General features: G+C 73.1%; 23 protein-coding genes. 14 read left to right on the top strand and 9 right to left on the bottom strand.

Annotation, left to right across the window (positions count from 1 at the left end; translation table 11 throughout):
• From ACWGH1_RS26805 to ACWGH1_RS26780, 6 genes are all read left to right on the top strand, one after another.
• Complete coding sequence (locus tag ACWGH1_RS26805; RefSeq protein WP_453356513.1) at positions 1 to 747, top strand: DUF6879 family protein; 747 nt, start codon at positions 1 to 3, stop codon at positions 745 to 747.
• A 25-nt stretch (positions 748 to 772) separates the two neighbouring features.
• Positions 773 to 1615, top strand: a complete 843-nt coding sequence (locus ACWGH1_RS26800; protein WP_453356514.1) for a helix-turn-helix domain-containing protein — start codon at positions 773 to 775, stop codon at positions 1613 to 1615.
• Positions 1616 to 1734: 119 nt separating this feature from the next.
• Entirely contained in the window at positions 1735 to 3327 is a 1593-nt protein-coding gene (gene guaA / locus ACWGH1_RS26795; protein ID WP_453356515.1) for a glutamine-hydrolyzing GMP synthase, read from the top strand.
• Positions 3328 to 3446: 119 nt separating this feature from the next.
• Positions 3447 to 4262, top strand: coding sequence for a class II aldolase/adducin family protein (locus ACWGH1_RS26790; RefSeq protein ID WP_453356786.1), 816 nt, complete (start codon positions 3447 to 3449; stop codon positions 4260 to 4262).
• A 94-nt stretch (positions 4263 to 4356) separates the two neighbouring features.
• A complete protein-coding gene (locus tag ACWGH1_RS26785) occupies positions 4357 to 5622 on the top strand; it encodes a hypothetical protein (protein ID WP_453356787.1) in 1266 nt (421 codons plus the stop codon).
• Positions 5623 to 5640: 18 nt separating this feature from the next.
• Positions 5641 to 6159, top strand: a complete 519-nt coding sequence (locus tag ACWGH1_RS26780) for a DoxX family protein (protein ID WP_453356788.1) — start codon at positions 5641 to 5643, stop codon at positions 6157 to 6159.
• Here the strand turns inward: ACWGH1_RS26780 and ACWGH1_RS26775 are convergent.
• Together ACWGH1_RS26775 and ACWGH1_RS26770 are read right to left on the bottom strand one after the other, a co-directional pair.
• A complete protein-coding gene (locus ACWGH1_RS26775; protein WP_453356789.1) occupies positions 6105 to 6329 on the bottom strand; it encodes a hypothetical protein in 225 nt (74 codons plus the stop codon). The two genes, ACWGH1_RS26780 and ACWGH1_RS26775, sit on opposite strands and share 55 nt — an antisense overlap.
• Complete coding sequence (locus ACWGH1_RS26770; RefSeq protein WP_453409071.1) at positions 6316 to 7629, bottom strand: PspC domain-containing protein; 1314 nt, start codon at positions 7627 to 7629, stop codon at positions 6316 to 6318. The genes ACWGH1_RS26775 and ACWGH1_RS26770 overlap by 14 nt, the downstream gene beginning before the upstream one ends.
• A gap of 131 nt (positions 7630 to 7760) precedes the next feature.
• Here ACWGH1_RS26770 and ACWGH1_RS26765 point away from each other — a divergent pair, with 131 nt between their 5' ends.
• From ACWGH1_RS26765 to ACWGH1_RS26755, 3 genes are all read left to right on the top strand, one after another.
• Positions 7761 to 9050 carry a PspC domain-containing protein gene (locus tag ACWGH1_RS26765; protein ID WP_453352858.1) on the top strand — a complete coding sequence of 430 codons (1290 nt, stop codon included), beginning with the start codon at positions 7761 to 7763 and terminating at the stop codon, positions 9048 to 9050.
• Entirely contained in the window at positions 9047 to 9736 is a 690-nt protein-coding gene (locus tag ACWGH1_RS26760; RefSeq protein ID WP_453352859.1) for a LuxR C-terminal-related transcriptional regulator, read from the top strand. Before ACWGH1_RS26765 ends, ACWGH1_RS26760 begins: the two co-directional genes overlap by 4 nt.
• Before the next feature lie 86 nt (positions 9737 to 9822).
• Complete coding sequence (locus ACWGH1_RS26755; protein WP_453352860.1) at positions 9823 to 10926, top strand: alpha/beta hydrolase; 1104 nt, start codon at positions 9823 to 9825, stop codon at positions 10924 to 10926.
• Positions 10927 to 10930: 4 nt separating this feature from the next.
• Here ACWGH1_RS26755 and ACWGH1_RS26750 read toward each other — a convergent pair whose 3' ends face one another.
• The 3 genes from ACWGH1_RS26750 to ACWGH1_RS26740 form a co-directional block, all read right to left on the bottom strand.
• On the bottom strand, positions 10931 to 11965 hold the full coding sequence (locus ACWGH1_RS26750; protein WP_453352861.1) for an NlpC/P60 family protein: 1035 nt from the start codon (positions 11963 to 11965) through the stop codon (positions 10931 to 10933).
• 98 nt (positions 11966 to 12063) lie between these two features.
• Positions 12064 to 12417: a hypothetical protein gene (locus tag ACWGH1_RS26745; protein ID WP_453352862.1), complete on the bottom strand. Its 354-nt coding sequence runs from the start codon at positions 12415 to 12417 to the stop codon at positions 12064 to 12066.
• Between the two features lie 50 nt (positions 12418 to 12467).
• A complete protein-coding gene (locus ACWGH1_RS26740) occupies positions 12468 to 13358 on the bottom strand; it encodes an alpha/beta fold hydrolase (protein WP_453352863.1) in 891 nt (296 codons plus the stop codon).
• Positions 13359 to 13480: 122 nt separating this feature from the next.
• Between ACWGH1_RS26740 and ACWGH1_RS26735 the strand changes: the two genes are divergently transcribed.
• Entirely contained in the window at positions 13481 to 13780 is a 300-nt protein-coding gene (locus ACWGH1_RS26735) for an ArsR/SmtB family transcription factor (RefSeq protein WP_453352864.1), read from the top strand.
• A 90-nt stretch (positions 13781 to 13870) separates the two neighbouring features.
• Positions 13871 to 16360, top strand: coding sequence for a DNA helicase PcrA (gene pcrA / locus ACWGH1_RS26730; protein WP_453352865.1), 2490 nt, complete (start codon positions 13871 to 13873; stop codon positions 16358 to 16360).
• A 40-nt stretch (positions 16361 to 16400) separates the two neighbouring features.
• Here pcrA and ACWGH1_RS26725 read toward each other — a convergent pair whose 3' ends face one another.
• Together ACWGH1_RS26725 and ACWGH1_RS26720 are read right to left on the bottom strand one after the other, a co-directional pair.
• Positions 16401 to 18032: a M23 family metallopeptidase gene (locus tag ACWGH1_RS26725; RefSeq protein WP_453409070.1), complete on the bottom strand. Its 1632-nt coding sequence runs from the start codon at positions 18030 to 18032 to the stop codon at positions 16401 to 16403.
• A 229-nt stretch (positions 18033 to 18261) separates the two neighbouring features.
• Positions 18262 to 19089 (bottom strand): esterase/lipase family protein, encoded by an 828-nt coding sequence (locus tag ACWGH1_RS26720; RefSeq protein WP_453352867.1) that lies wholly within the window; start codon positions 19087 to 19089, stop codon positions 18262 to 18264.
• Between the two features lie 243 nt (positions 19090 to 19332).
• Between ACWGH1_RS26720 and ACWGH1_RS26715 the strand changes: the two genes are divergently transcribed.
• Complete coding sequence (locus ACWGH1_RS26715; protein WP_453352868.1) at positions 19333 to 19737, top strand: cobalamin B12-binding domain-containing protein; 405 nt, start codon at positions 19333 to 19335, stop codon at positions 19735 to 19737.
• Positions 19738 to 19808: 71 nt separating this feature from the next.
• Here ACWGH1_RS26715 and ACWGH1_RS26710 read toward each other — a convergent pair whose 3' ends face one another.
• A complete protein-coding gene (locus ACWGH1_RS26710) occupies positions 19809 to 21422 on the bottom strand; it encodes a DUF5691 domain-containing protein (RefSeq protein WP_453409069.1) in 1614 nt (537 codons plus the stop codon).
• 261 nt (positions 21423 to 21683) lie between these two features.
• A complete protein-coding gene (locus tag ACWGH1_RS26705) occupies positions 21684 to 23021 on the bottom strand; it encodes an SWIM zinc finger family protein (RefSeq protein WP_453355740.1) in 1338 nt (445 codons plus the stop codon).
• A 134-nt stretch (positions 23022 to 23155) separates the two neighbouring features.
• On the opposite strand from ACWGH1_RS26705, the gene ACWGH1_RS26700 reads away from it, so the two are divergent.
• Complete coding sequence (locus ACWGH1_RS26700; protein WP_453355739.1) at positions 23156 to 24262, top strand: ATP-binding protein; 1107 nt, start codon at positions 23156 to 23158, stop codon at positions 24260 to 24262.
• Positions 24259 to 26547, top strand: a complete 2289-nt coding sequence (locus ACWGH1_RS26695; protein ID WP_453355738.1) for a DUF5682 family protein — start codon at positions 24259 to 24261, stop codon at positions 26545 to 26547. Before ACWGH1_RS26700 ends, ACWGH1_RS26695 begins: the two co-directional genes overlap by 4 nt.
• The last annotated feature ends 139 nt before the right edge of the window (positions 26548 to 26686 follow it).

Raw genomic sequence — 26686 nt, 5'->3', positions numbered from 1 at the left:
ATGGCACGGCGACTGCGTTTCAACGGCACGGGTTCGGTCGGCGGCGGTTGCCCCGCCGTGCATCAGGATCTGGACAGCGGGGAGATCATCGTTCAGGGAAGGCCACTCACGGACCCGGAGGACATCGAGCAGCTCCAGCATCTCGGTGAGGGCGAGGTCCCGGTCGTGGTCCCGAGGGAGCTGCTGGTGGACTTCGGGCCCAAGGAGGCGGAGCGCGTTCCGCACGTCATCGACCTCGACGCCTTCGGGCGGCTCTTCGAGAACTTCGAGCACACGGCCTGGAGGTTGGAGACCAGGCGGCGCTTCGCGTCCGACGAGGCTGATGAAACCTATGACCAGTTCGTGGCCGGTGAGCCCGTCCAGTGGGACTACGACGACGCCTGGTCCCGCACCGTCCGGGGACAGACGGATCAGGGCAAACGCTTCGAGCGGGTGCGGATCGTCGACAACCCGCCGTCCGTGGGGCAGCTCTACCTGCTCGACAACGCCAAGCGGAACTGCGCCGTGGGTGAGGACATCCGCAACCTCTGGCGGGAGGAGGCGGACCGCCTGCGGCTGCCCGCCGAAGACTTCTGGATCTTCGACTCCCGGTTCGTGGCCCTCCTCAACTTCGACGAGGCCGACAACCTGGTCGACGTGGAGCTGATCACGGAGCCGGTGGCCGTCAACCGTTACGCCCAGATCCGCGACGCGGCGTGGCACTACGCGGTTCGCTACGAGGCGTTCGCGGCGGGCCTGGCCGGCTAGGCGGCCCGTAAGTAGCGTGTGACCGGTGAGCACAGACTTTCAGAAGGCACGGGCCGCGCTCGGGGCCAGGCTCCGAGACCTGCGGGTATCGGGCCCTGCGGGTCGGCTCACCGGCACACAGCTGGCGGAGCTGCTCGGCTGGACGCACTCCAAGGTCTACAAGCTGGAGAACGGGCGGCAGACCGCGACGGCCGACGACCTGCGGGCCTGGGCGCAAGCGACCGGCAGCCCGGACGCCGCCGACGAACTTCAGGCACGGCTCAAGGGCTTCGAATCCCACATCCGCTCATGGCGCCGCCAACTGGCCTCCGGACACCGAGCGGTGCAGGACGCCATCACCGCCGAGCACGCCCGCACCACCACATTGCGCATCTGGGAGAACTGCATCGTCGCCGGCATGCTCCAGACGGCCGACTACGCCCGGGCCGTCTTCACCCGGCACGCCGACCTCATGCAGTCGCCTCGGGACACCGAGGCCGCGGTGCGGGCACGGGTACGCCGCCAGGAAGCGCTGTACGACTCCGGCAAGCGGCACCACATCATGATGTGGGAAGGGGCGCTGCACGCCCTGGTGTGTCCACCGTCAGTCCTCGCGGCGCAGCTCGACAGGCTGCTGAGCGTCATCGGCCTCGACACGGTCGAGCTGGGCATCGTTCCGTTCTCGAACCCTTTGAAGATCCACCCGGGCAACGGTTTCTGGATCTACGACGAGCGGCTCGTGATCGTGGAGGACTGGCACGCCGAGCTGTGGCTCGACGACGCAGACAGCGTCGCGACGTACGACCGCGTCTGGAACACGCTCCGCGAGTCCGCCGTCTACGGCGCCGACGCGCAACGGGTGATCGGCGACGCCCGGCGCGCGGTGTGAGCGGGGGATCGCCCTGCGTCACGGTGCGGGAAGGCTCGGACGGTACGACGAAGCAGGGGGTGCCGTCGCCGTTAGAATCGACAGAACAGCCACCTTTTCTCCGCCGGAAGGCCGCCCCCGTGCCAGAAGCACCCTCCGCCGCCCACGACAGCGCCCCGGACACGGTTCTCGTCGTCGACTTCGGCGCACAGTACGCCCAGCTCATCGCCCGCCGCGTCCGCGAGGCACGGGTCTACAGCGAGATCGTGCCCAGCACCATGCCCGTGGCCGAGATGCTGGCCAAGGACCCCAAGGCGATCATCCTCTCCGGCGGCCCGTCCTCCGTCTACGAAGAAGGCGCCCCGCAGCTCGACCGCGCGATCTTCGAGGCCGGGGTCCCCGTCTTCGGCATGTGTTACGGCTTCCAGCTGATGGCCACCACGCTCGGCGGACAGGTCGACAACACCGGCGCCCGCGAGTACGGCCGCACCCCGCTCGCCGTCTCCAAGGCCGGCTCCACCCTCTTCGAGGGCACCCCCGACAACCAGTCGGTCTGGATGTCGCACGGCGACGCCTGCTCCGCCGCCCCGGAGGGCTTCTCCGTCACCGCCTCGACCGACGTCGTGCCCGTCGCCGCGTTCGAGAACGACGAGAAGAAGCTGTACGGCGTGCAGTACCACCCCGAGGTCATGCACTCCACGCACGGCCAGCAGGTGCTGGAGCACTTCCTCTACCGCGGCGCGGGCCTCAAGCCCACCTGGACCACCGGCAACATCGTCGAGGAGCAGGTCGCGGCCATCCGCGAGCAGGTCGGCGACAAGCGCGCCATCTGCGGCCTCTCCGGCGGCGTGGACTCCGCCGTCGCCGCCGCCCTCGTGCAGAAGGCCATCGGCTCCCAGCTGACCTGCGTGTACGTCGACCACGGTCTGATGCGCAAGGGCGAGACCGAGCAGGTCGAGAAGGACTTCGTCAACGCGACCGGCGTCCAGCTCAAGGTCGTCGACGCCCAGGACCGCTTCCTGAACGCGCTCGCCGGCGTCTCCGACCCGGAGACCAAGCGGAAGATCATCGGCCGCGAGTTCATCCGCGTCTTCGAGCAGGCCCAGGCCGAGATCATCGCGGAGGCCGAGGGCGGCCCGGCCGTGGCGTTCCTGGTCCAGGGCACCCTGTACCCGGACGTGGTCGAGTCCGGTGGCGGCACCGGCACCGCCAACATCAAGTCCCACCACAACGTGGGCGGTCTCCCCGACGACATCGAGTTCGAGCTCGTCGAGCCGCTGCGCCAGCTGTTCAAGGACGAGGTCCGGATGGTCGGTCAGGAGCTCGGCCTGCCGGACGAGATCGTCCACCGCCAGCCCTTCCCCGGCCCCGGCCTCGGCATCCGCATCGTCGGCGAGGTCACCAAGGAGCGCCTGGACCTGCTGCGCGAGGCCGACGCCATCGCCCGCGAGGAGCTCACCGCGGCCGGCCTGGACCGGGAGATCTGGCAGTGCCCGGTCGTCCTGCTCGCCGACGTGCGCAGCGTGGGCGTCCAGGGCGACGGCCGCACCTATGGCCACCCGATCGTGCTGCGCCCCGTCTCGTCCGAGGACGCGATGACCGCCGACTGGACGCGCATGCCGTACGAGGTGCTCGGCCGGATCTCGACCCGCATCACCAACGAGGTGCCGGACGTGAACCGCGTGGTCCTGGACTGCACCAGCAAGCCGCCGGGCACCATCGAGTGGGAGTGATCCCCGCCCGTACCCGCTGACGAAGCCGCCGTTCCCCGGATGGGGAACGGCGGCTTCGCCGCGTGTATGGCCTCTTCGGGTGCCCGCCGGTACCTTGCGCCGCGACCGAAGGAGGGGCCATGGCCGAGCGACCCGCACCCGTGCCCCCGGAGCGGCTGGGCTTCGAGCTGCCGCCCGTGCACACGGACCCGGCGCACGAGCGCGCCCACCGCAAGGAACGGCTCGCCGGGGCGCTGCGGCTCTTCGCGCGGCTCGGCTACGAGGACGGGGTCGGCGGCCACATCACCGCCCGCGACCCCGAGTTCGAGGACTGCTACTGGGTGAACCCCTTCGGCCGGGCCTTCGCCGCCCTGACCCCCGCCGACCTGCTGCTCGCGGACGGGGACGGGCAGGTGCTCCAAGGGCCCCGGCGGGTCAACCAGCTGGCCTTCGCCGCGCACGCCGCCGTACACCGGGCCCGCCCCGACGTGGTGGCGGTGGTCCGCGCACAGGCCCCGTACGGCAGGGCGCTGGCGGCGCTCGGCGAGCTGCTGGCCCCGGTCACCCGGGAGGCCTGCGCCTTCTACGAGGACCACGCGCTGCTGGACGAGTACGCCGAGCCGCAGGACCCCGTACGCACCGCCCGCGCGCTCGGCCCGTACAAGGCGCTGATCCTGCGCAACGACGGGCTGCTGACGGTCGGCGGCTCCGTGGACGCGGCCGCCTGGTGGTTCATCGCCGCCGAGCGGGCGGCGCAGGTGCAGCTGACCGCGCGGGCGGCCGGCAAGCCGGTGCCCGTCGGCCACCGGGCAGCCGTGGCGACGCGGGAGCGCTTCGGGACGGACCTGGCCGCCTGGGTGAGCTACCAGCCGCTGTGGCAGACGGTGGCGGACGGGCCCCGCGCGCGGGCCGCCGAGGACGCCCGGCCGGGTGACGTCAACATCATGAACGGTTAATCACCTGCTCTGACATCGTGCGCAATCCGGAACACTGCCGCAGTGGTGCACAATTCGCTGGCATCGCACCGGAGTTCAGAGAGGCGGCACGCACGTGGCTGTCCAAGAGATCCCCAGAAGTACCCACGGCGGCACCTGCACCTGCGACGACTGCCCGCACGGCGCCCGGGAGGGTCACCGCCGCGCGGTCGCCGCGTTCCTGGAGAAGCGGGAGGAGTTCGCCGCCGGGCAGGGCCTGCCGGCCGCCGTGGCCCGCTCCGCCGGGGCGTCGCGGCAGTGGGTCTCCGACGAGTTGACGCTGTCCGCGCGCACCGTCGCCGACCGGGGCCGGGAGGCCGGCCACTCCTGGCTGTACACGCTCTCCCGGCGGGCCGTCCTTACCCTGTGGATCGCCGCCGGCGTGCTGCTGCTGGTCCAGATCGGCACCGCGCTCGGCACCGGCTGGTCCACCGCCCGCACTGCCGGACTGCTGGCGGCGCTGGTGCTGGCCGGGCTGCTGACCGTCGCCGCCCGGGCCCAGTCGCTGCGCGGCGGCCTGCTGGCCCCGCTGGTCGGCGAGGACAACCGGCTGTCCACCTCGAAGGCCGTGCCGGTCGCCTGGCTGGTACTGACCGCCTTCGCCGCGCTGCTGCCCGCACTGCGGCTGGCCGCCTCCGTGCCCGGACCGGAACGCGAGGCCCTGTACGAGGGGCTGGCGCTCGCGCGGGCGCTGCCGCTGCTGGCGGTGCTCGCGCTGACCTCGGGCGTGGCGGTGCTGGTGCGCCGGGTGGTCTCCGTACGGATCGCCGGCCAGCGGCTGCAGAAGCTGCCCGCTGACCACCCCAGCGGGGCCGACCTGCTCACCGACGACGCGGGGCGGGGCAGCTTCCCCGACGGACAGTACGTCCTGGTCTCCACGGTGGTGCTGGCCTACGCGGCGGTGTCGCTGGCCCGCTTCCCCGACCGGCTGCCGCGGCTCCCGTGGGCGCTGACCCTGCTGGTGGCGCTGTCGGCGGCGGTGTACCTCGCGGCGAAGTACGCGGAGGGCAGCCGCCCGCTGGTGCTCTCGGTGGTGCGCAGACGGGAGCCCGGGGACCTGGACGCGGCCGTCCGCCCCGGCGACGACATCGAGGTCCGGGGCGTCGGGTTCGTGCCGCCCGGCGCGCAGACGCCGGAGATGCTGGCCCGGCTGGTGGTGCGGATCGGGGCCGTGCACGTCCACGTGCCGCTGGTGCCGGTGGCGGGCGGCTTCAGCAACCCGTCGGACACCGTGCTGACCGTGCCCGTCCCGGCGGAGGTGGAACCGGGCCGGGTCGAGATCCAGGTAGTCACGGCCGCGGGGGTGGAATCCAACCGCTGTGCCATCGACGTGGCCGAATGAAGGGGGTACACATGGGGCGTGACCCGAACTGATCTCTCCGCGGCCGACGTCCCTCCCGAGGCCGGCTCCGGCCTGCGGGGCCGCGCCGCCCGGTACGCGCTCCTCCCGCTGCGGATCTTCCTCGGCGTGACCTTCGTCTACGCGGGTCTGGACAAGCTCACCGACTCCGCGTTCCTGTCCGCCTCCGGCCCCGGTTCCATCGGCGAGCTGATGCACGGCGTACGGGACACCTCCGCCGTGCCCGCCCTGGTCGACCTGGCCCTCAAGGCCCCCGTCGGCTTCGCCGTGGCCCTGGCCATCGGTGAACTGCTCGTCGGCCTCGGCGTCCTCGCGGGCCTGCTGACCCGCATCGCGGCCACCGGCGGCGCACTGATCTCGCTCAGCCTGTGGCTCACGGTCTCCTGGGCCGTCTCCCCGTACTACTACGGAAACGATCTGGCCTACCTGATGGCCTGGCTGCCGCTGGTCCTCGCCGGGGCGCCCTATCTGTCGCTGGACGCGCTGCTGCGCTCGCGCCGGTCACGGCGCACCGCGTAGGTCACCAGCCCGGCCAGGGCCGCCAGGACGAAACCGCCGATCGTGATCGGGACGACGGCGTACCAGGGCGCGTCGGCCTCGCCGGTCGCGTCGAGCAGGTAGAGCACGCCCCCCGCGAGCAGGGCCAGGCCCGCGATCAGCCGTCCCGGCTGGAACTCATGACGCCGCACGGGCCACCTCCACCTGTCCCACACCCGCGTCCAGGTGCAGCTCGATCGTCCCGCCGGCCTCGGTGCCGGCGGCCGGGGGCAGGGTCGCCCGCCGGGTTTCGCCCCCGCTCTTGATCCGCACGTCCCGGCTCGTCTCGCCGGGCAGCTGGATGTCGCCCACCCGGACCGAGACGTCGGTCTTCGCGGTGACCTCGCGGGGCACGATCACTTTCAGCCGGCCCGCTGCGATCGACGCCCGGACGGCCAGCGTGCCGCCCTTCGGCACGTCCAGGCGGCTCAGGTCCAAGGTGGCGAGCCCGGTCCCCGAGGAGTACAGCGGCCGTACGTCCGCCACCGCGGCCGGCCGCCACCGCACGTCGTGCCAGTCCGTACCGATGTCGCGGGGCAGTACGGCCGCCCCCGCCAGCAGCCCGGCGGTGATCAGGGACAGCAGCATGGTGCCGGAGCCGGTGCGGCCCTTGACGGAACTGACCGCGAGGCCGAGCCCGAAGACGGCCAGCGCCGCCGCCAGCCCCACCTGGAGGGCGTGCGAGAGGGTGCTGCCCTGCCACACCGCCGCACAGGCGGCGCCGCCCGCCAGCAATGCCAGGACGAACACCCTGCCGCCGATCCCGCTGCCCGGGCGCACCGCCCGGGCGGCGGGCGCCGGAGCCGCCGGGGTGGCCGGGCCGCCCGCGGCGGCGCTGTCGTCCGGCCCCCACAGGTAGCCCGCCGAGCCCACGGGACCGGTCGTACCGTCCTTGACCAGCGGATCCCGCCACCACGAGGGGCTGCCGGGCACCGGCGGCGCCTGCGTCTCGGGCGGCGGCACCGGCCGGTGCGCCGCGCCGCGCTGGGCCTCGGGCGAAGCCGGCTCCGGCGGGGCCGAGGCGCGGTGGCGCCGGGACCAGTACGCGGCCCCGCCGAGCGCCAGGACGACCAGGATGGAGAAGATCCCCAGGCCGCCGTTGTCCAGCATCGACAGGAACAGCGCGCAGCCCACCAGCGCCGCGAACAGCGCCGCCAGCGTCGCCCCCTCCACCCGGCCCGTGAGCAGCCTCTTCGCCTCGGAGTCCTCCTCGCCGTCCAGGGGGAGCAGCAGCCAGGCGAACCCGTAGAAGATCAGGCCCACGCCTCCGGTCACCGCGAGGACACCGAGCACGATGCGGAAGACCACCGGGTCCAGGTCGAAATACCGGCCGAGACCGCCGCACACGCCCGCGAGGACCTTGTCGCGCTTGCTGCGGCGCAGCGCAGGACGCCCGTCCGGGGCGGGGGCCCCGGCGGCGTCCTGCGGTGGGGAGTCGTGTACTTCGGTCATGGGTCCATGGTGACGGGCCGCACGGGTCCGTGGAATCCGGCCCGACCCTGGGACAACCCTGATATCCCCCGGGTTGAACTGGGGGAACGCCCTGATGACCGCGGCCCGCCCGGCGTGTGACCATCGGTGGCATGCCCGTAGCCGCCGCCCCCCGGATCCCGAACGCGCCGAAGGACCCCGAGGACACCCCGCACCGCAAGCTCTACCGCAGCGCCGACGGGCGGATGCTCGGGGGAGTCGCGCGCGGACTCGCCGGGCACCTCGGGCTGCCCGTGATCTGGGTCCGCCTCGCGTTCCTCGCGATGTTCATGTGGGGGGACGGCCTCGGCGTGCTGCTGTACGCCGCGTTCTGGGTCTTCGTACCGCTCGGCGTGGGCGGCCGCACCGGCCACCGCTCCTACTTCGAGACCCTGGCGGACGGTACCCGGCGGTTGCGCAAGCCCGACAAGGGGCAGCTCACCGCCCTGGTCGCGCTGTGCGTCGGCGCCGCCATCTACTTCTCCCAGCTCCGGGTCGGCGGCTCCAACGGCCGTTACGTCTGGCCGACGCTGCTGGTCGGCGCCGGGGTCGTCCTCGTGTGGCGGCAGGCCGACAACGCCCGCCGCGCGCACTGGAACGCCGCCGCGGGACGCCAGAAGCGCCTGCTCCAGGTCGGCCGGGCGCTCGCCGGCGTCGTACTGGTCGGTGTCGGCCTGACCGTCTTCATAGTCGTCCGTGGCTCCGCCGCCCAGCTGGGCAACGTCCTCACCGCCACGCTCGCCGTCCTGGTCGGCGTCGCCCTGCTCGCCGGGCCCTGGCTGATCCGGATGACCCAGGACCTCTCCGAGGAACGCCTGATGCGCATCCGGGCCCAGGAACGGGCCGAAGTGGCCGCCCACGTCCACGACTCGGTGCTGCACACCCTCACCCTGATCCAGCGCAACGCCGAGGACGTCGGGGAGGTGCGCCGCCTCGCGCGCGCCCAGGAACGCGAGCTGCGGAACTGGCTGTACAAGCCCGAGGGCACCGGCAAGGACGAGGCCGAGGAACCCGCCACCCTCGCGGAGGCCGTGAAGCAGACCGCCGCCCACGTGGAGGACCACCACGGAGTCCCGATCGAGGTCGTCGTCGTCGGCGACTGCCCCCTCGACGAGAAGCTGACCGCCCAGATCCAGGCCGCGCGCGAGGCGATGGTCAACGCCGCCAAGTACGGTGGCGACGGCGGACCCGTACAGGTCTACGCGGAAGTCGAGGGCCGCACGGTGTTCGTCTCGGTGCGGGACCGGGGCCCGGGCTTCGACGTCGACGCGGTACCGGACGACCGCATGGGCGTACGAGAATCGATCATCGGCCGGATGCGGCGCAACGGCGGGACCGCACGGCTGCGGTCCGCGCCCGGCGGCGGCACGGAAGTCGAGCTGGAGATGGAGAGGGCGGCATGACCGAGGACAGCGGGGCGCAGGAGACCAGGAACGTCCGGGTGGTGCTCGTGGACGACCACCGGATGTTCCGCACCGGAGTGCAGGCCGAGATCGGCGACACCGCCCGGACCGGTGTCGAGGTCGTCGGCGAGGCGGCCGACGTGGACCAGGCCGTCACCGTCATCACCGCCACCCGCCCCGAGGTGGTGCTCCTCGACGTGCACCTGCCCGGCGGCGGCGGTGTGGAGGTACTGCGGCGCTGCGCCCCGCTGATGGCGGCGGCCGAGAACCCGGTGCGGTTCCTGGCGCTGTCGGTGTCGGACGCGGCCGAGGACGTCATCGGGGTCATCCGCGGCGGTGCCCGCGGCTACGTCACCAAGACCATCACCGGCACCGACCTGGTCGACTCCGTCTTCCGGGTGCAGGACGGGGACGCGGTGTTCTCGCCGCGCCTGGCGGGCTTCGTGCTCGACGCGTTCGCCTCGACGGACGCGCCGCCGGTGGACGAGGACCTGGACCGGCTCACCCAGCGCGAGCGGGAGGTGCTGCGGCTGATTGCGCGCGGCTACGCGTACAAGGAGATCGCCAAGCAGCTGTTCATCTCGGTCAAGACGGTCGAGTCGCACGTCTCCGCCGTCCTGCGCAAGCTCCAGCTCTCCAACCGGCACGAGCTGACCCGCTGGGCGACGGCCCGACGCCTGGTGTGAGGGGTTCCGCGCCCGGCCGGCTGTGATCAACGACGCACCGGGGAACGGGAACCCCGGTGCGCGTGCCGGGCCTCTTGGCAGACGTGATGAGCTTGACCGGCACCCCCCTGTTCGCCACGGCGATCGCCCTGACCGTGCTCGCCGTACTGCTGCCGCTGCTGCTGTGGGGCAGGGCGCGCGGGCCGGTCGTCGTACGCGTCGCCACGCGCTGCCTGATGGTGGCCTTCGCGCAGGTCACGGCCGTCGCGCTGGTGTTCGTCGCGGTGAACCGGCAGGAGACCTTCTACGCCTCCTGGGGTGATCTGCTCGGCACCGGCAGCTACGTCACGGCCGCCCCAGACCTCGGGCTGGACGGGCTCGGCGGGAAGAAGGTCGAGGCCGAGCCCAAGGTGCACCAGGACTTCCAGCCGGTCGAGGGACTCGGCGGCCGCGTCAAGAAGACCGAACTCGACGGCAAGGTCTCCGGGGTCAAGGGCGACGTGATGGTGTGGCTGCCGCCCCAGTACGACGACCCCGCCTACAAGAACAAGAAGTTCCCCGTGGTCGAGCTGATCCCGGGCATACCGGGAACCGGCAAGTCCTGGTTCCAGGGCCTGAAGGCGCACGAGGTGCTGGAACCGCTGATGAAGAGCGGCAAGGTGCAGCCCTTCGTCCTCGTCTCGCCGCGCGCCATGCTGCTCGGCAACGCCGACACCGGCTGCGCGAACATCCCCGGCAAGGTCAACGCCGACAGCTGGTTCAGCGTCGACGTCCGCAAGATGGTCACCGACAACTTCCGGGTCTCGCCGGAGGCCCGCACCTGGGGAGTGGCCGGGTACTCCGCCGGCGCTTACTGCGCCGCCAAGCTGGCGATGGTCCACCCCGACCGGTACAGCGCGGCCGTCTCCCTGTCCGGCTACAACGACCCCGGCCAGGAGCCCTCGTCGCTCGTCGCCAAGGACCCGGAGCTGCGCCGCACGCACAACCTCAAGAACGTGCTGACGGCCGCGCCGGCGCCGCCCGCGGTCTCGCTGTGGATGTCGGGGGCCGAGCAGGACGGCTATCTGTCCGGCATGGACCTCAAGGCGATCGCGAAGAGCCCGACCGCGGTGCACGCGGAGAAGGTGACCGGGGGCCACAACCTCGACTCGTGGTCCAAGCAGCTCCCGCAGACCTTCGACTGGCTGAGCAAGACGGTCAGGGCGCCGTAGCGCCTCAGGCGGGCCGGGCCGCGCCGGCCCAGGGCATCGAGTCGATCGGGGCGATACGGACCGGCGCCCCGGGGTGCGGGGCGTGGATCATCTTGCCGTCGCCGATGTAGAGCCCGACGTGCGTGACCCCGGAGTAGAAGAACACCAGGTCGCCGGGGGCCAGCCGGTCTCGGGAGACGCGCTGTCCGGCGTTGATCTGGGTGTAGGTGGTGCGGGGCAGCGAGATCCCGGCCGCGCCCCAGGCCGCCTGGGTGAGGCCGGAGCAGTCGAAGGCCCCCGGTCCGGTGGCGCCCCACACGTACGGCTTGCCGAGCGCCCCGTACGCGAACGCCACCGCGCGGGCGGCGCGGCTGCCGTCCCCGACGGGGGCGGACAACGGAGCCTGCGGGCCGGCGGGCGCGGACCGCGCCTCGTACGCGGCCCGTTGCTCGGCGGTGAGCTTGTTCAGCAGCTGCCGGGCGGCGTCCAGCTTGCCCTCGACGGTGGCCTTGGCGGCGGCGAGTTCGTCCCGCCGCGCGCGCAGGTCCGCGAGCCGCTCGGCCGCCTCGTCCCGCAGCCGGCCGGCCTCGTCGAGCCCGTGGCGTACGGCGGCCACCTGGGCGGCGGTGCGGTCCCCGGCCCGGTTCAGGAGCGCGGTCCGGTCGAGGTACTCCTGCGGGTTGCCGGACATCGCCAGCTGGACGGTGGGCCCCAGGCCCCCGCTGCGGTACTGGCCCGCCGCGAGCGCGCCGAGCGCGCTTCGGGCCGCGCCCAGGCGGTCGGCCTTGCGGGCGGCCTCGTCACGCAGGCCGGACAGTGCGCGCTCGGCCTCGTCGGCCTTCTCCTTCGCCCCGTTGTACTGCTCGGTGGCCGCTTCGGCGTCCTGGTAGAGCCGGTCCACCTCGGCCTTGACCTGGGTGGGGGTCTGGCGGGGGTCGGCCTGGGAGGTGCCTTCGAAGGCGGTGGCGGTGGCAGCGCCCGCGAGGGCGAGGGTGGTGGCGGCGGTCCGTACGGTGCCGCCGGAGAGCGGGCGCTGCCTGGGCTTTCGATGACTGGCCACGGGGGCCTCACGTCCTTCCGTTGGTCTTGGGGGAGGACGCTAAACCTGGAGGTAACGGGGAGAGGAGGAGATGCTCCGAACTGACCGTTGTTGAACGATCAGTGCCAGAGGACGGCGATAAAGATATTGGCCATGGTCAGACCGCCGACCGCGCCGAACAGCGCCTTGTCCACCTGCTCCTCGTCACGCTTGACGTAGACGAGCGCAAGGACGACGAACAGGACCGCGAGCTTCACACCGATCTTGATGTTGTTGACGCTGCCGCCGTCCATCTCGCGGAAGCCCACCAGCAGCACGCCGGTGACCAGCATCGTCAGCGCGCCGTGCAGCATCGCGGGCACGAAGCGGGCGGTGCCCGCGCCCATCGCCTTCATCTGGGTGAGGAAGCCGCCGAGGAGCGAGGCTATGCCGATGATGTGCAGGCCGAGGAAAACGCTGATCAGTACGTCCATGGCGTCGAGCGTACGGGGCGGCCGGCGGCGGCCCGTGGCCAGGCCGGGCGTCAGCCGAGGAAGCGGAGCAGCTCCCCGGTGACGGCCTCCGGCTGCTCCTCCGGGAGGTAGTGGCCGCTGTTGTCGATGCGGACGACCCGGGTGTCGGTGCCCAGCGGCGGCACCGCCCCGGTCAGCAGTTCGTAGTTGCTGAACTCGCCGCCGAGCGCGAGCAGCGGGGCGGTCACCGGCGTGTAGCCGGCGAGGTCCTCGATGTCCTGGGGGAAGGCGCGGTACCAGTCGTTGGACGCCCGGACCGCCTCGGGGGAGTCGTAGGCGCGGGCGTAGACCGCACGGGAGCGGGCGTCGATGGCGGCGGGGTCGGCGGCGGCGTGCGTGAAGAGCCAGTCCAGGAGGTGGTGGTAGCGGCCGGCGAGGAGCTGTTCGGGGAGGTCCTCCACCTGGTTGAAGGCGAACCACCACTTGTGGAACCGGCCGGGCCGGGGGAGGAGCGTGCCCTCGTACCACTGCGGGTCGGGGTGCGAGACGTCGAGCAGGGCGACCCGGTCGGTGGCCTCGGGGTGGTTGGCGGCGTGGGCGTAGGCGACCATCGCGCCGATGTCGTGGCCCACGAGGTGGGCGCGCTCGATCCCGAGGTGGGCGAGGAGGGCGCGGACGTCGGCGGCCAGCGTCTTCTTGTCGTAGCCGCCCGCGGGCTTGGCGGACCCGCCCATGCCGCGCAGGTCCACCGCGATGACCCGGTGCGTGCGGGCGAGGGCGGGCATCACCTTGTGCCACTGCCACCAGGTCTGCGGCCAGCCGCCGAGGAGCACGAGCGGCCGGCCGGCGCCGCCGTCGACGTAGTGCAGCCGGGTGCCGTTGACGTCGGCGTGGTGGCTGGTGAAGCCGCCGTCGAGGGAGGCGGCGAGAGCGGCGTCGTCCAGGGGTGCGGTGGTGGTCACGGGGGAGCCCTCCGGTCGGAGCGGTATCGTACGAGAATCTCGTACGGTTTGGATGTGGGCAACCGTACGGGATCTTCGTACGATGGCGCAATGTCCGTACGTGATTTGCGTACAGTGGGGGCATGGCCGCAGCCGAGCTCACCCACCCCGACGCCGACGCCCTCGACCTCGCCGAGGTGCTCGCGGCGCTCGGCCACCCCGCGCGGCTGGAGATCGTCCGCAGGCTCGCCTCGGGCGCAGAGGCCTTCTGCGGCGAGGTCGTCCCCGACCTGCCCCGCTCCTCCGTCACGCACCACCTGCGGACCCTGCGCGAGAGCGGTGTGATCTGCCAGCGCCCCGAGGGTCGCAGGCAGTACCTCGCGCTGCGCCGCGACGACCTCGAACGGCGCTTCCCCGGGCTGCTGGAGCTGGTACTGCGCTGAGGCGGCACGCCCCTCGCGGGCGCGGCCGGGTCTGTGAGATTTCCCGGGACGGAACCGGCTGTCGGTCCCGCCCCCTAGACTCGGAAAGCGATGAGCAGCCTCTTTGACGACAGTTTCCTGGCGGACCTCTCCCCCTCCGACGAGGTCCCCCCGCCGCCCGAGGACCACGCCGCCCCGGAGCCGGGCGCGGACGACCTCTTCGGGGGCCGGTTCGACGCGCCCATGACCGGGGACGCCTACTACCGCAACGGGGCGCCCAAGCCCGTCATCGACCCGGCGGCGCTCCTTGAGGGGCTCAACGCGGAACAGCGCGCCGCCGTGGTGCACGCGGGCTCACCGCTGCTCATCGTGGCCGGCGCCGGCTCCGGCAAGACCCGGGTGCTGACCCACCGCATCGGGCACCTGCTGGGCGCCCGCGGCGTCCACCCCGGCCAGATCCTGGCGATCACCTTCACCAACAAGGCCGCCGGCGAGATGAAGGAGCGCGTCGAAGGCCTCGTCGGCCCGCGCGCCAACGCAATGTGGGTCTCCACCTTCCACAGCGCCTGCGTACGGATCCTGCGCCGCGAGTCGAAGCGGCTCGGGTTCACCTCCTCGTTCTCGATCTACGACGCGGCCGACTCGAAGCGCCTGATGGCGCTCGTCTGCCGGGACCTGGACCTCGACCCGAAGAAGTTCCCGCCGAAGGCGTTCAACGCCAAGGTCTCGAACCTCAAGAACGAGCTCATCGACGAAGAGGCCTTCGAGGGCCAGGCGGCCGACGGTTTCGAGAAGACCCTCGCCCAGGCCTACGCCATGTACCAGGGCCGGCTGCGCGAGGCCAACGCCCTCGACTTCGACGACATCATCATGACCACCGTCCACCTCCTCCAGGCGTTCCCGGACGTCGCCGAGCACTACCGGCGCCGCTTCCGGCACGTGCTGGTGGACGAGTACCAGGACACCAACCACGCCCAGTACACGCTGGTGCGCGAGCTGGTCGGCACCGGATACCCGGACCTGCCGCCCGCCGAGCTGTGCGTGGTGGGCGACGCCGACCAGTCGATCTACGCATTCCGCGGCGCGACCATCCGCAACATCCTCCAGTTCGAGGAGGACTACCCGAACGCGACGACGATCCTGCTGGAGCAGAACTACCGCTCCACCCAGACGATCCTCTCCGCCGCCAACGCGGTCATCGAGCGCAACGAGAACCGCCGCGCCAAGAACCTGTGGACCGAGGCCGGCACCGGCGCCGTGATCACCGGCTACGTCGCGGACACCGAGCACGACGAGGCCCAGTTCGTCGCCGACGAGATCGACCGGCTGACGGACGCGGGCGACGCCAAGGCGGGCGACGTCGCGATCTTCTACCGGACCAACGCGCAGTCCCGTGTGTTCGAGGAGATCTTCATCCGCGTCGGCCTCCCCTACAAGGTCGTCGGCGGCGTCCGCTTCTACGAGCGCAAGGAGGTCCGCGACGTCCTCGCCTACCTGCGCGTACTGGCGAACCCCGAGGACAACGTCCCGCTCCGGCGCATCCTCAACGTCCCCAAGCGCGGCATCGGCGAGCGGGCGGAGGCGATGATCGACGCCCTCGCGATGCGCGAGAAGATCACCTTCCCGCAGGCGCTGCGGCGGGTGGACGAGGCCTTCGGCATGGCCGCCCGTTCCACCAACGCCGTCAAGCGGTTCAACGCGCTGATGGAGGAACTGCGCACGATCGTCGAATCCGGCGCGGGCCCCGCCGTGGTGCTGGAAGCGGTGCTGGAGCGCACGGGCTACCTCGCCGAACTCCAGGCGTCGACCGACCCGCAGGACGAGACCCGGATCGAGAACCTCCAGGAACTCGCGGCGGTGGCACTCGAATTCGAGCAGGCCCGCGCCGACGACGCCGGTACGCCGGCGGCCGGCGCGGCGGGCGGCACCCTGGCGGAGTTCCTGGAACAGGTCGCGCTCGTCGCCGACTCCGACCAGATCCCCGACGAGGACACCGAGGGCACCGGGGTCATCACGCTGATGACGTTGCACACGGCGAAGGGCCTGGAGTTCCCCGTGGTCTTCCTGACCGGCATGGAGGACGGGGTCTTCCCGCACATGCGCGCGCTCGGCCAGACCAAGGAACTGGAGGAGGAGCGGCGCCTCGCGTACGTCGGCATCACCCGGGCGCGCGAGCGGCTCTACCTGACCCGCTCCTCGATGCGCAGCGCGTGGGGCACCCCCTCGTACAACCCGCCGTCACGCTTCCTGGAGGAGATCCCGGCGGAGTACCTGCAGTGGAAGCGGACGGGCGCCTCCCAGAAACCGGCCGGTCCCATGCGCAGTTCGGGCGGCGGCAAGGCATCGTTCGGGACCTCGCCCGAGGCGTTCCTCTCCTCGTCGCGCACCAAGTCGGGCCCCTCCGGCTTCGCGACGCGCCGGGCCGCCGAAAAGCCGGTCGTCGCGCTGACCGTCGGCGACCGGGTCACGCACGACCAGTTCGGCCTGGGCACCGTCATGGAGGTCCGCGGAGCGGGCGCGGACGCGCAGGCCACCATCGACTTCGGGGACGACAAGCCGAAGCGGCTGCTCCTGCGCTACGCGCCGGTGCAGAAGTTGTAGCCGGGCGCCCGCGGCACTGCCCGGCGTGGGGCCGGAAGGCCTACGTCGGGTCGAGGCCGTGGTTGCGCAGCCACGCCTGCGGGTCGATCGGGGAACCGGCTCCGGGGCGGACCTCGAAGTGGAGGTGCGGGCCGGTGGAGTTGCCGGAGTTGCCGGAGTAGGCGATGACGTCACCGGCCTTGACCTTGCCGGAGCGGATCTTGGTGCTGCTGAGGTGGCAGTACCAGGTCTCCGTACCGTCGGGGGAGGTCACTATGGCCATGTTTCCGTAGGCGCTGTTCCACTGCGTGCGCACGGTGCCGTCGGTGGCGGCCATGACCGGGGTGCCGTAGGAGACCGGGAAGTCGATGCCGGTGTGCACGGACATCCACATGCCGCCGGCCTGCCCGAACCCGGCGCTCAGGCCGTGCTGTGCGACGGGGACGGCGAACTTGGGGCGGGCGGCCTCCTTGGCCGCGGCCTCCTCGGCCCGCTTCTTCTTCTCCTCTTCCTGACGCTGTTTCAGGTCGAGGCGCTCCTGGGTGCGGCTCGCGCGGTCCGCGAAGTCACCGGCGTCCGCGCTGAGGGCGGTGAGCTGGGTGTCGAGCTTGTTGTTCGCCGCGACGGGTTTCACCGAGGCCGGGTCGGCCGCGGCCATCGTGGTGGTGTCCTGGGCGGGCTTGTCGGTTCCGGTGAGCCCGCCGACCGAGGCGGCCGCGACGCCCGCGACACCCATGACGCAGACAGAAGGCACTGCGACCGTCAGGAGGGCGGAGCGTTTGGCCGGGGTACGGCGCCGGCTGTTTCCGCCGGCGGCGGCCTTGGCGCTGCCCGCCTTACCGCCGGCCACCTTGGAGCCGCTCGATTTGGAGCCGCTCGTCTTGCTGCCGGCCCGGCGCGAGGCGCGCGGCTCGGCCGTCGTGGGACCGGGCGTGACCGGCATCGTCTGGGTGGCCATGGCGTGCACGGCGGCCGAGGACTGCTGCCCGTCGTCGGCGGAGAGGGTCTCGAAGACGGCGGTCTCGGCGGCGTGGATGTCGGCGCCGTGGATGTCGGCGCCGTGGGTGTCGGCGCCGTGGGTGTCCGAGGCCTGCGAGGGGTCGTCCTGCGGCATGACGATCGGGACGACGCTGGTCGCCTCGTAGCCGTAGGACTCATAGCCGTTGTGTGTCGTGCCGTTGTGTGCCGTGCCGTCGTGCTGCGCGCCGTCGTGCTGCGTGCCGTCGTGTGGGGCGGCGTCGTAGGAACCGTCGGCCTGGCCGGTGTTCCAGGCGGTGGCGTCGTACGCGCCGGTGTCCTGTTGCCCGTACCCGGGGAACGTGTTCCACTGCGCGGTCTGGTCGGCGGACTGCTCGGTGCCCGACGGCTCGTAGCCGAAGGAAGTCGGTTGGTAGGCGGCGGTGTTCGCGCCGGCCCAGGCGCTCGCGTCCCACTGACCCCTGGCGTCTTCGGGCCCGGCCTGGCTGGGCACGGAGGAGAGGTAACTCTCCTGTCCCGCCCAGGCGGTGGTGTCGTAGCTGCCGGTCGACTGGTACGAGCCGTAGGCGTCGTACGCGGCGGAATCAACGTAGTTGTAGCCGTGACCCTGCGTTTCGTAGGAAACGTAGGTCGGGTCACCAGCGAAAGTGGTGGTGGAGAGGCCGTCGTACCCGTTTTCGGGGTACTGGCCCGACGAGGGGCGGTCGTTCACCAACTTCTCTTTCGCCTCGGCAGTGGGGGCCTGGGTGGCCGGGGAATGAGAGGTTCCCCGGAGGAGAGCAGTGGCGCGACTGTACCCGGCGGTTACTGGAGACGACAATCTTCGGCGGGTTTCGGCTTCACGGGAACCGGGCATTCGGCGGTCTTTCGGTCGCGTGAAGACCGAGCCTTGGCCTTGAGTTCGAAATTCGTTCGACTGTGGGCCGTTCGGCGTTTCCCCTGCCTCAGATGGCTATGCGGCGCACTTCGGCTCCGTCGGAGCCGGACGAAGAACGGGCCTGCGGGCCGTCCAGGGCGCGCCGGATCGCGCTGATCACGGTGGGGTGGACCGGGAGCGCCAAGTGGCCGATACCGGTGACCAGCACGTTTTCGGCGATCAGGTCGGGGTGGTCGAGGCGGGCCGTCCCCGGGGGCGTCATCAGGGCGTCGAACTCGCTCCAGAAGGCCACGCAGCGGGTCCGGCAGCCCGGGGCCGGAGCGTCGAGTTCCGTCATGACCTCGGAGCCCGGCCGCATCTGCCTGACCAGCGGGTGGGCGTCCATGAAGGGCGCCACGGTGGTGCCGGAGTGCGGGGTGCCGAGGGTGACCAGGGTGCGCACGCGGGCGTCGCCGCCGAGCCGCTGGATGTAGTACCGCGCGACCAGCCCGCCGAGGCTGTGTCCGACCAGGTCGATCCGCTCCTGGCCGCTGCGCTCGCACAGCTCCTCGACGCGGCGGGCCAGGTGCCCGGCGGTGGTGCGCAGGTCGCGGGTGAACGGTGAGTAGTTGTACGACTCCACCCGCCGCAGCCCGCCCGACGCGAGGGAGCGGCGCAGCAGGACGAAGACCGAGCGGTTGTCGGTGAAGCCGTGCAGCAGCAGCACCGGGGGCCGCTGGTCGGCGGCCCCGCCGGCCGGGTCGGCGGCGAGCCGTTCCGCGAGAACCCCAGTGGGGTACAGGACCAGGTGCCCGGTCAGCACCACCGCCTCGAGGACGGCCGCCCGAAGGGCCGCCGCCGACTGGGAGACGGAGAGCGGTAAAGGTGTGGATATCGGCGTGATCGACAGCCCCATGGCGGCCTCCGGGCCTCTTGGGAATGCGGCCGTACTGCCGACGTGCCCCGCCTCCGTGCCGTGCGGCTGTCGGCACGGTGGCGGGACGACTCGGTGCGGCTCCCCCGTGAATCACTGGCGGGGGCGGTGAACCAGTGGCGGTGGTTCCACGCTCCCACGTGTGATTTCCCCCTCCTGCTTGACCGCGAAACGGGCTCGTGCGCGATGCTGTACTTAACGTTCGTTCACTCGGGAGGCAGTGCGATGGGTGTGACCGGTCCGATCCGTGTGGTGGTGGCCAAGCCGGGTCTCGACGGCCACGACCGCGGGGCCAAGGTGATCGCGCGGGCGCTGCGGGACGCGGGCATGGAGGTCATCTACACCGGCCTGCACCAGACCCCCGAGCAGATCGTGGACACCGCGATCCAGGAGGACGCGGACGCGATCGGCCTCTCGATCCTTTCCGGCGCCCACAACACGCTGTTCGTGCGGGTGCTGGAGCTGCTGAAGGAACGGGACGCGGAGGACATCAAGGTCTTCGGCGGCGGCATCATCCCGGAGGACGACATCGCCCCCCTGAAGGAGAAGGGCGTGGCGGAGATCTTCACTCCGGGCGCCACCACCACGTCGATCGTGGACTGGGTCAACGCGAACGTCCGCCAGTCCTGACCCGTGGGTCGAGCCGCCGAGCCGCCGAGCCGCCGAGCCGCCGGGCCCCGTCCCTGCGGCCCGGCGCCGGTTCAGCCGGCCGGGGCGAGTTCCGCGAGCATGGCCGCGCGCAGGTGCAGGGTCGAGGCCAGCCGCTGGAAGGCCTCCTCCCAGTAGGCCGCCGCGCCCGCCGAGGGCTCGGCGGGGTCTTCCGGGGTTCTGATCAGGGCTTCCAGGTGGGCGGCGTCCGCGGGGTCGAGGCAGCGTTCCGCCAGGCCCATCACCCCGCTGAAGCTCCAGGGGTAGCCGCCCGCCCGCCGGGCCGCGTCCAGTGCGTCCACCACCGCCCGGCCCAGCGCCCCCGCCCACGGCACCACGCACCCCCCGAGCAGCTGGAACGCCTCCGACAGCCCGTGCGCCCGGACGAACTCCGCCACCCATTCGGCCCGCTCCCCGTCGGGCAGCACCGACAGCAGCTTCGCCCGTTCCGCGAGTGACGCCGTGCCCGGGCCGGCCGCGGGCGGGGCGGAGGCCGAGCCGAGCAGCGCCTTCGACCACTGGGCGTCACGCTGGCGCACCGCCGCCCGGCACCACGCCGCGTGCAGTTCCTCCGCCCAGCCGTCACCCACCGGCAGGGCCACTATCTCCGCCGGGCCCAGCCCCCCGAACCGCTCCCGCCAGCGGGACAGCGGAGCCGCCTCCACCAGCTGACCCAGCCACCAGGCCCGCTCACCGCGCCCCGCGGGCGGCCGCTTGACCACGCCGTCCCGCAGCATCCCGGCATCGCACTCCGCCGGCGGGTCGATCCCCTCCGGGCCCACACAGGCCAGCGCCCGCTCCGCCATCCGCCCCGCCAGCGCCGAACCCGTCAGCGCCGACAGCAGCTCGGCCGCCGTCGCCCGGACGTTGCGGCTGCGGTCGCCCAGGGCCGCCTCCAGGAACGGCTCGTCCCCGTGGGACAGCCCCACCCGCAGCGAGTCCAGGAACATCAGCCGGTCCTCGGCCCGTTCGGCGGTCCAAGTGGTGGCGAGCAGCCGGGTCGCGGCGGCCGGGTCGTGGGCCCGTACGGCGCCCAGCAGTGCCACCCGTTCGGCGAACAGGCCCTCCTGCCAGAGGCGTTCGACCCCCTCCCGGTCGTCGGGACCGGGCAGCTCCAGCGCGCCGCCCGCCCCGCCGCGCAGCGCGAACCGCCAGTCCGGGTTCAGCCGGGCCAGCCACAGCCCCCGGCTCCCGGCCAGGGCCAGCGCGTGCGGCCGCAGGTCGGTGCGGGCCTTGGCGGCGTCGAGCAGTGCCGGGACCAGCGCCACCGGAGCGCGGTAGCCGTGCCGGACGGCGGCGGCCAGCCACTGCGGCAGCAGCTCCGTCAGGTCCGGGGCGGCCCCCCGCCGCCCGCCGGAGCCGCCCGCACCGCCGCGGCCCGCGAGCAGCTGAGCGAGCCGCCGCCGGGCCGCTTCCGGCGGCTGGGGGCGCGGATCGCGGGGCGCCGGCTCGGGACGCTCCCGCGCCCGCGCGGGCCGCAGCCCGGCCCGGCGCCGCAGCGTCTGTACGGCCGCTTCGCCCAACAGGGCCTGCGGCGAGCCGCCCCGGCGCCGCTCGGTGCCGAGCAGTGCCGCGGCGACCAGCCCGTCCCAGTCGGCGTACGCCTCCTGCCCCTCGTCCCCCGCGTGCGCCGTCCCTGCGGCGCGCTTCGCCCCAGCCGTCTCCATCGGACCCCTCCCTCGTCGTGTGCCGTGCTTGCCGTGCCGTGCTCCGGTCCCGCCCCCTCCGCGGGACCGGAGCAGTATGGTGAAATGTCGGCTCAAATAGTGCGTCAGCTGGCGTGGTTGTCGTTCATCAAAGCCCCCCGGCTTTCTCGGTCCCGCACGACGGCGCCCCCGCGCCGCCGGTCCCTCCCCGGCGCCGGCGCTCCCCCGCGCCGATCGCCTCTTGCTGTTCCGCCGCCGCCTCCCGGCAGGCGGCCCCGCCCGTCAGACCAGAGCCACCGGTTCCGGTGCCTCCGGCAGCCAGGCCGTCAGGGGGGTGAAGCCCCGGTGGCCGACCTCCCCGAACACCGTCACCGGACCCCCGCCCGACAGCGCGGCGAGCTGCCACAGCCCCGACCGGGATCCGCTCCCCGGTCCGGCGAGCGGCACCGGCAGTGCCGACTCCCCTTCCGGGTCCGCCAGTTGCCAGCCCGGCTCACCCGGTACGGGAACCACCGGGCCCAGCACCACCGGCCACGACTCCAGCCACGGGTCCTCCCGCAGCGCGGCCCCGTACGCCTCCAGAGCCGCCTGCGGGCTCACCCCGGCCGGCGCCCGCCCGCCCGGCACCGCGGCCGAGTGCCGTTCTCCGAGGTCCGCCCGCAGCCCCGCCGAACCGGGCCGGAAGCGGGCTTCCGCCTCCAGTACCAGTCCGACCGGCAGCGCCAGCCCCGGAGGCCGCCCGGGCGGCCCGAAGTCCAGCACCAGGGCCGGCCGCCCGCTCGCCAGCCCGCGCAGCCATATCCGGCGGGTGATGAGCCGGCCGTCAGGGGACGCCGAGTCGTACTGGGCCAGCACGAGCCAGCGGTCCCATACGGCTTCGCCCTCCGCCGAAGGCGGAAGTCCCACCCGGGTCCTGACCGTCGCGGCCAGCTGCTCCGGCAGTCCGGACACCCCCAGCCAGGCCCGGTCGAGCAGGTGCAGCAGCGCGAACTCCTCAAGCATCCGGGCGGGCCAGCCGGGGCCGCAACCGGGTATTGTCCCCAACTCCCTTACCCGGGCGGCCAGTCCCGGCGCCTGGGCGTCGACCATCCGGGCCGCCGTCTCCTCCCAGCCCCGGTAGCCCGCCTGCTCCTGGCCGGCCAGGCCACCGCGCAGCAGGTCCACGAGCCGCTGCTCCAGTTCGCCGACCCCCGCCCCGATCCGGGCCGCCCGCCGCTCGGCCCGCTTCCTGGCCGCCTCCTCGTCCACCGGCTTCGCCGCCGCCGGCCGGGACGCCTTCGCCGCCCGCTCCGCCAGCCACTCCCCGGCCCACTCCGGCGCCTGGGCCGGATCGCCCACCCCCTCCGCCGCCCAGAGCAGCAGCAGCCCCAGAGCGTGCTTGCACGGGAACTTCCGGCTCGGGCACGAGCACTTGTACGCCGGGCCCGTCAGGTCCACGACCGTCCGGTACGGCGTCCTGCCGCTGCCCTTGCACAACCCCCACACCGCGCCGGAAGCGGAACCTCCGGTCTGTGACCACGGCCCCGCCCCACCCAGCTTGCCCCCCGCCTTCCGCGACGCATCGTCAGGAGCCAGAGCCAGTACCTGTTCCGCTGTCCAGCGGACCCCCTGCTCAGTCATGTGTCCCACCGTAGAGACCCCCACTGACAATCGCCCTGACCTGCAACAACGGCTTGAGGAAGGGGTGTTGTCAGTGGTGTGGTGCACGGTGGTTCCAGCAGTCGGGAGCGGCTGCCGAGCATTGGAGGGGGACCATGAGCACGCAGGGAACCGAACACCGCGCGCAAGCACTGCGACCGCACGCCGAAGACGCCTTCGCGGAAGAACTGAAAGCCCTGGCGGCCGCCGACGACCGGCCCCGCCCGACCCGCTGGAAGCTCTCCCCGTGGGCCGTCGCCACGTACCTGCTCGGCGGCACCCTGGACGACGGCACCGTGATCACGCCCAAGTACGTCGGCCCGCGCCGCATCGTCGAAGTCGCCGTCACCACCCTGGCCACCGACCGCGCGCTGCTGCTGCTCGGAGTCCCCGGCACCGCCAAGACCTGGGTGTCCGAGCACCTCGCCGCCGCCGTCAGCGGGGACTCCACCCTCCTCGTCCAGGGCACCGCCGGCACCCCCGAGGAAGCCATCCGCTACGGCTGGAACTACGCCCGCCTCCTGGCCCACGGCCCGAGCCGCGAGGCCCTCGTCCCCAGCCCCGTCATGCGGGCCATGGCCGACGGCATGACCGCCCGCGTCGAGGAACTCACCCGCATGCCCGCCGACGTCCAGGACTCCCTCATCACCGTCCTGTCCGAGAAGACGCTCCCCATACCGGAGCTCGGGCAGGAGGTGCAGGCGGTGCGCGGCTTCAACCTCATCGCCACCGCCAACGACCGCGACCGCGGGGTCAACGAGCTCTCCAGTGCGCTGCGCCGCCGCTTCAACACCGTGGTGCTGCCCCTCCCCGCCACCGCCGACGCCGAGGTCGACATCGTCGCCCGCCGCGTCGACCAGATGGGCCGCGCCCTGGACCTGCCGGCGGCGCCCGAGGGCCTGGAGGAGATCCGCCGCGTCGTCACCGTCTTCCGCGAGCTGCGTGACGGGGTCACCGGCGACGGCCGCACCAAGGTCAAGTCGCCCAGCGGCACCCTGTCGACCGCCGAGGCCATCTCCGTGGTCACCGGCGGCCTGGCACTGGCCGCCCACTTCGGGGACGGCGTCCTGCGCCCCTCCGACGTGGCCGCCGGAATCCTCGGCGCCGTCGTCCGCGACCCGGCCGCCGACCGGGTGATCTGGCAGGAGTACCTCGAAGCCGTCGTCCGCGAGCGGGACGGCTGGAAGGACTTCTACCGCGCATGCCGGGAGGTGACGGCATGAACCCGCGGCTCGAGGGCCCCCTCCTGCTGGGGGTCCGGCACCACGGACCGGGCTCCGCCCGGGCCGTGCGGGCCGCGCTGGACGAAGCCCGGCCGTCGGCGGTGCTCATCGAAGGGCCACCGGAAGGGGACGCGCTGCTGCCGCTCGCCGCCGACCCGCAGATGCGCCCGCCCGTCGCCCTGCTCGCCCACGTGGCGGACGATCCGGGGCGGGCCGCGTTCTGGCCGCTGGCCGGGTTCTCCCCGGAGTGGGCCGCCATCCGCTGGGCCCAGCAGCGGGACGTACCCGTCCGGTTCATCGACCTCCCGGCCGCGCACTCGCTGGCCGCGGCGCAGGACCAGGAGGAGGACGCCGACTCCGTACGGATCGACCCCCTGGCGGTGCTGGCCGAGAGCGCCGGGTACGACGACCCCGAGCGCTGGTGGGAGGACGTCGTCGAGCACCGGGACGCGGTACGGGAAGACCCCCTGGCCGCGTTCGGGGCCCTCGGCGAAGCCATGGGCGCGCTGCGCGAGGCGTACGGATGCGGCGGCAACCGGCGCGACCTGGTGCGGGAGGCGTACATGCGCCAGCGGATGCGGGCCGCGCGCCGCGAGTTCGGCGACGCCTACGCCGTGGTCTGCGGGGCCTGGCACGTCCCCGCCCTGCGCGCCCCGTCCACGGCCACCGCCGACAAGGCGCTGCTCAGCGGACTGCCGAAGATCAAGGTCGAGACCACCTGGGTGCCCTGGACCCACCGCCGGCTCGCCCGCGCGGGCGGATACGGGGCCGGCATCAGCTCGCCCGGCTGGTACGAACACCTCTTCACCGCCCCCGACCGGCCCGTCGAGCGGTGGCTGACGAAGGTCGCGGGCCTGCTCCGGGACGAGGACCGGCAGGTCTCCTCCGCCCACGTCATCGAGGCGGTCCGGCTGGCGCAGACCCTCGCCGCCGTACGGGGCCGGCCGGTGGCCGGCCTGACCGAGACCCTGGAAGCGGCCCGGGCGGTCATGTGCGACGGCTCCGACATACCGCTCGCCCTGATCGAGGACCGCCTGGTGGTCGGCGACGTACTGGGCGAAGTCCCGGACGCGGCACCCGTCGTACCGCTCCAGCGGGACCTCACCCGCAGCCTGCGCACCCTGCGCCTCAAAGCGGAGGCGCAGGACCGCGAGCTGGAACTGGACCTGCGCAAGGACACCGACGCGGCCAAGTCCCTGCTCCTGCACCGGCTGCGGCTGCTCGGCATCGACTGGGGGGCACCCACCGCCTCCCGCGGCAGCACCGGCACCTTCCGGGAGACCTGGCGGCTGCGCTGGGAGCCCGAGCTGTCGGTGCGGGTCGCCGAGGCGGGCATCTGGGGCACGACCGTCCTGGGGGCGGCCACCGCCCGGGCCGAGGCGCTCGCGGCAGACGCATCGGAACTGGCCGAGGTCACCGCCCTGGCCGAACGGTGCCTGCTGGCCGGGCTGTCCGAGGCACTGCCCGCCGTGCTGCGGGCCCTCGCGGACCGGGCCGCGCTGGACACCGATGTGGCACGCCTCGCCAAGGCCCTGCCCGCGCTGGCCCGCTCGCTGCGGTACGGGGACGTACGGGGCACGGACGCGCAGGCGCTCGGCACCGTCGCCGCCGGACTCGCGGAGCGGATATGCGTGGCCCTGCCACCCGCCTGCGCGGCGGGGCTGGACGCCGACGGCGCGGCGGAGCTGCGCGGACACGTCGACGCCGTCCACGGGGCGATCGCCCTGCTGGCCGACGCCGACGAGGGGCTGCGGCAGCGCTGGTCCGCGGTGCTGCGGACGCTGGCCGGCCGGGACACCGTGCCCGGGCCGATCCGGGGCCGGGCCGCGCGGCTGCTGCTGGACGACGGCCGGCTCCCGCCCGGGGAGACGGCGCGGCTGATGGGCCTCGCGCTCTCCCCGGCGGCCGCCCCGGCCGACGCGGCGGGCTGGATCGAGGGATTCGCCGGGGGCGGTGCGGGCGGCGGCACCCTGCTGGTCCACGACGAGCGGCTGCTCGGCCTGATCGACGCCTGGCTGGTGTCGGTGCCGGCGGGCGCCTTCGTCGACGTACTGCCCCTGCTGCGGCGGACCTTCGGGGCGTACGAGCCGGGGGTGAAGCGGGCCCTGGGCGAACTGGTCCGGCGCGGGCCGTCCGGCCGGGCGCGCAACGCGGGCCCCGGTCCGGCCCCCGAGGGGTTCGGCCCGGAGCTGGACCCCGTCCGCGCGGACGCGGTGGTGGATCTGGTCCGCCTGCTGCTCGCCGGGGCGGAGGGAGCGCGAACCGCGGCGGCGGGCGCGGGCTGACGCCCGGGCGCCGCGGGACGAAGAAGACGCCGCAGGCGAGAGCGGGCGGCCGGGAAGCGGGATCGGGAACACGGGACGAGGGGGACGGACAGGTGGAGACCAGCACGGGACGGCCGGCGGACGCGGGGGAGCGGCTGCG

The organism is Streptomyces sp. NPDC054883 (assembly GCF_053610645.1).
Note: the sequence above shows the minus strand (reverse complement) of the source record. Positions and strands in the feature narration are given on the sequence as shown.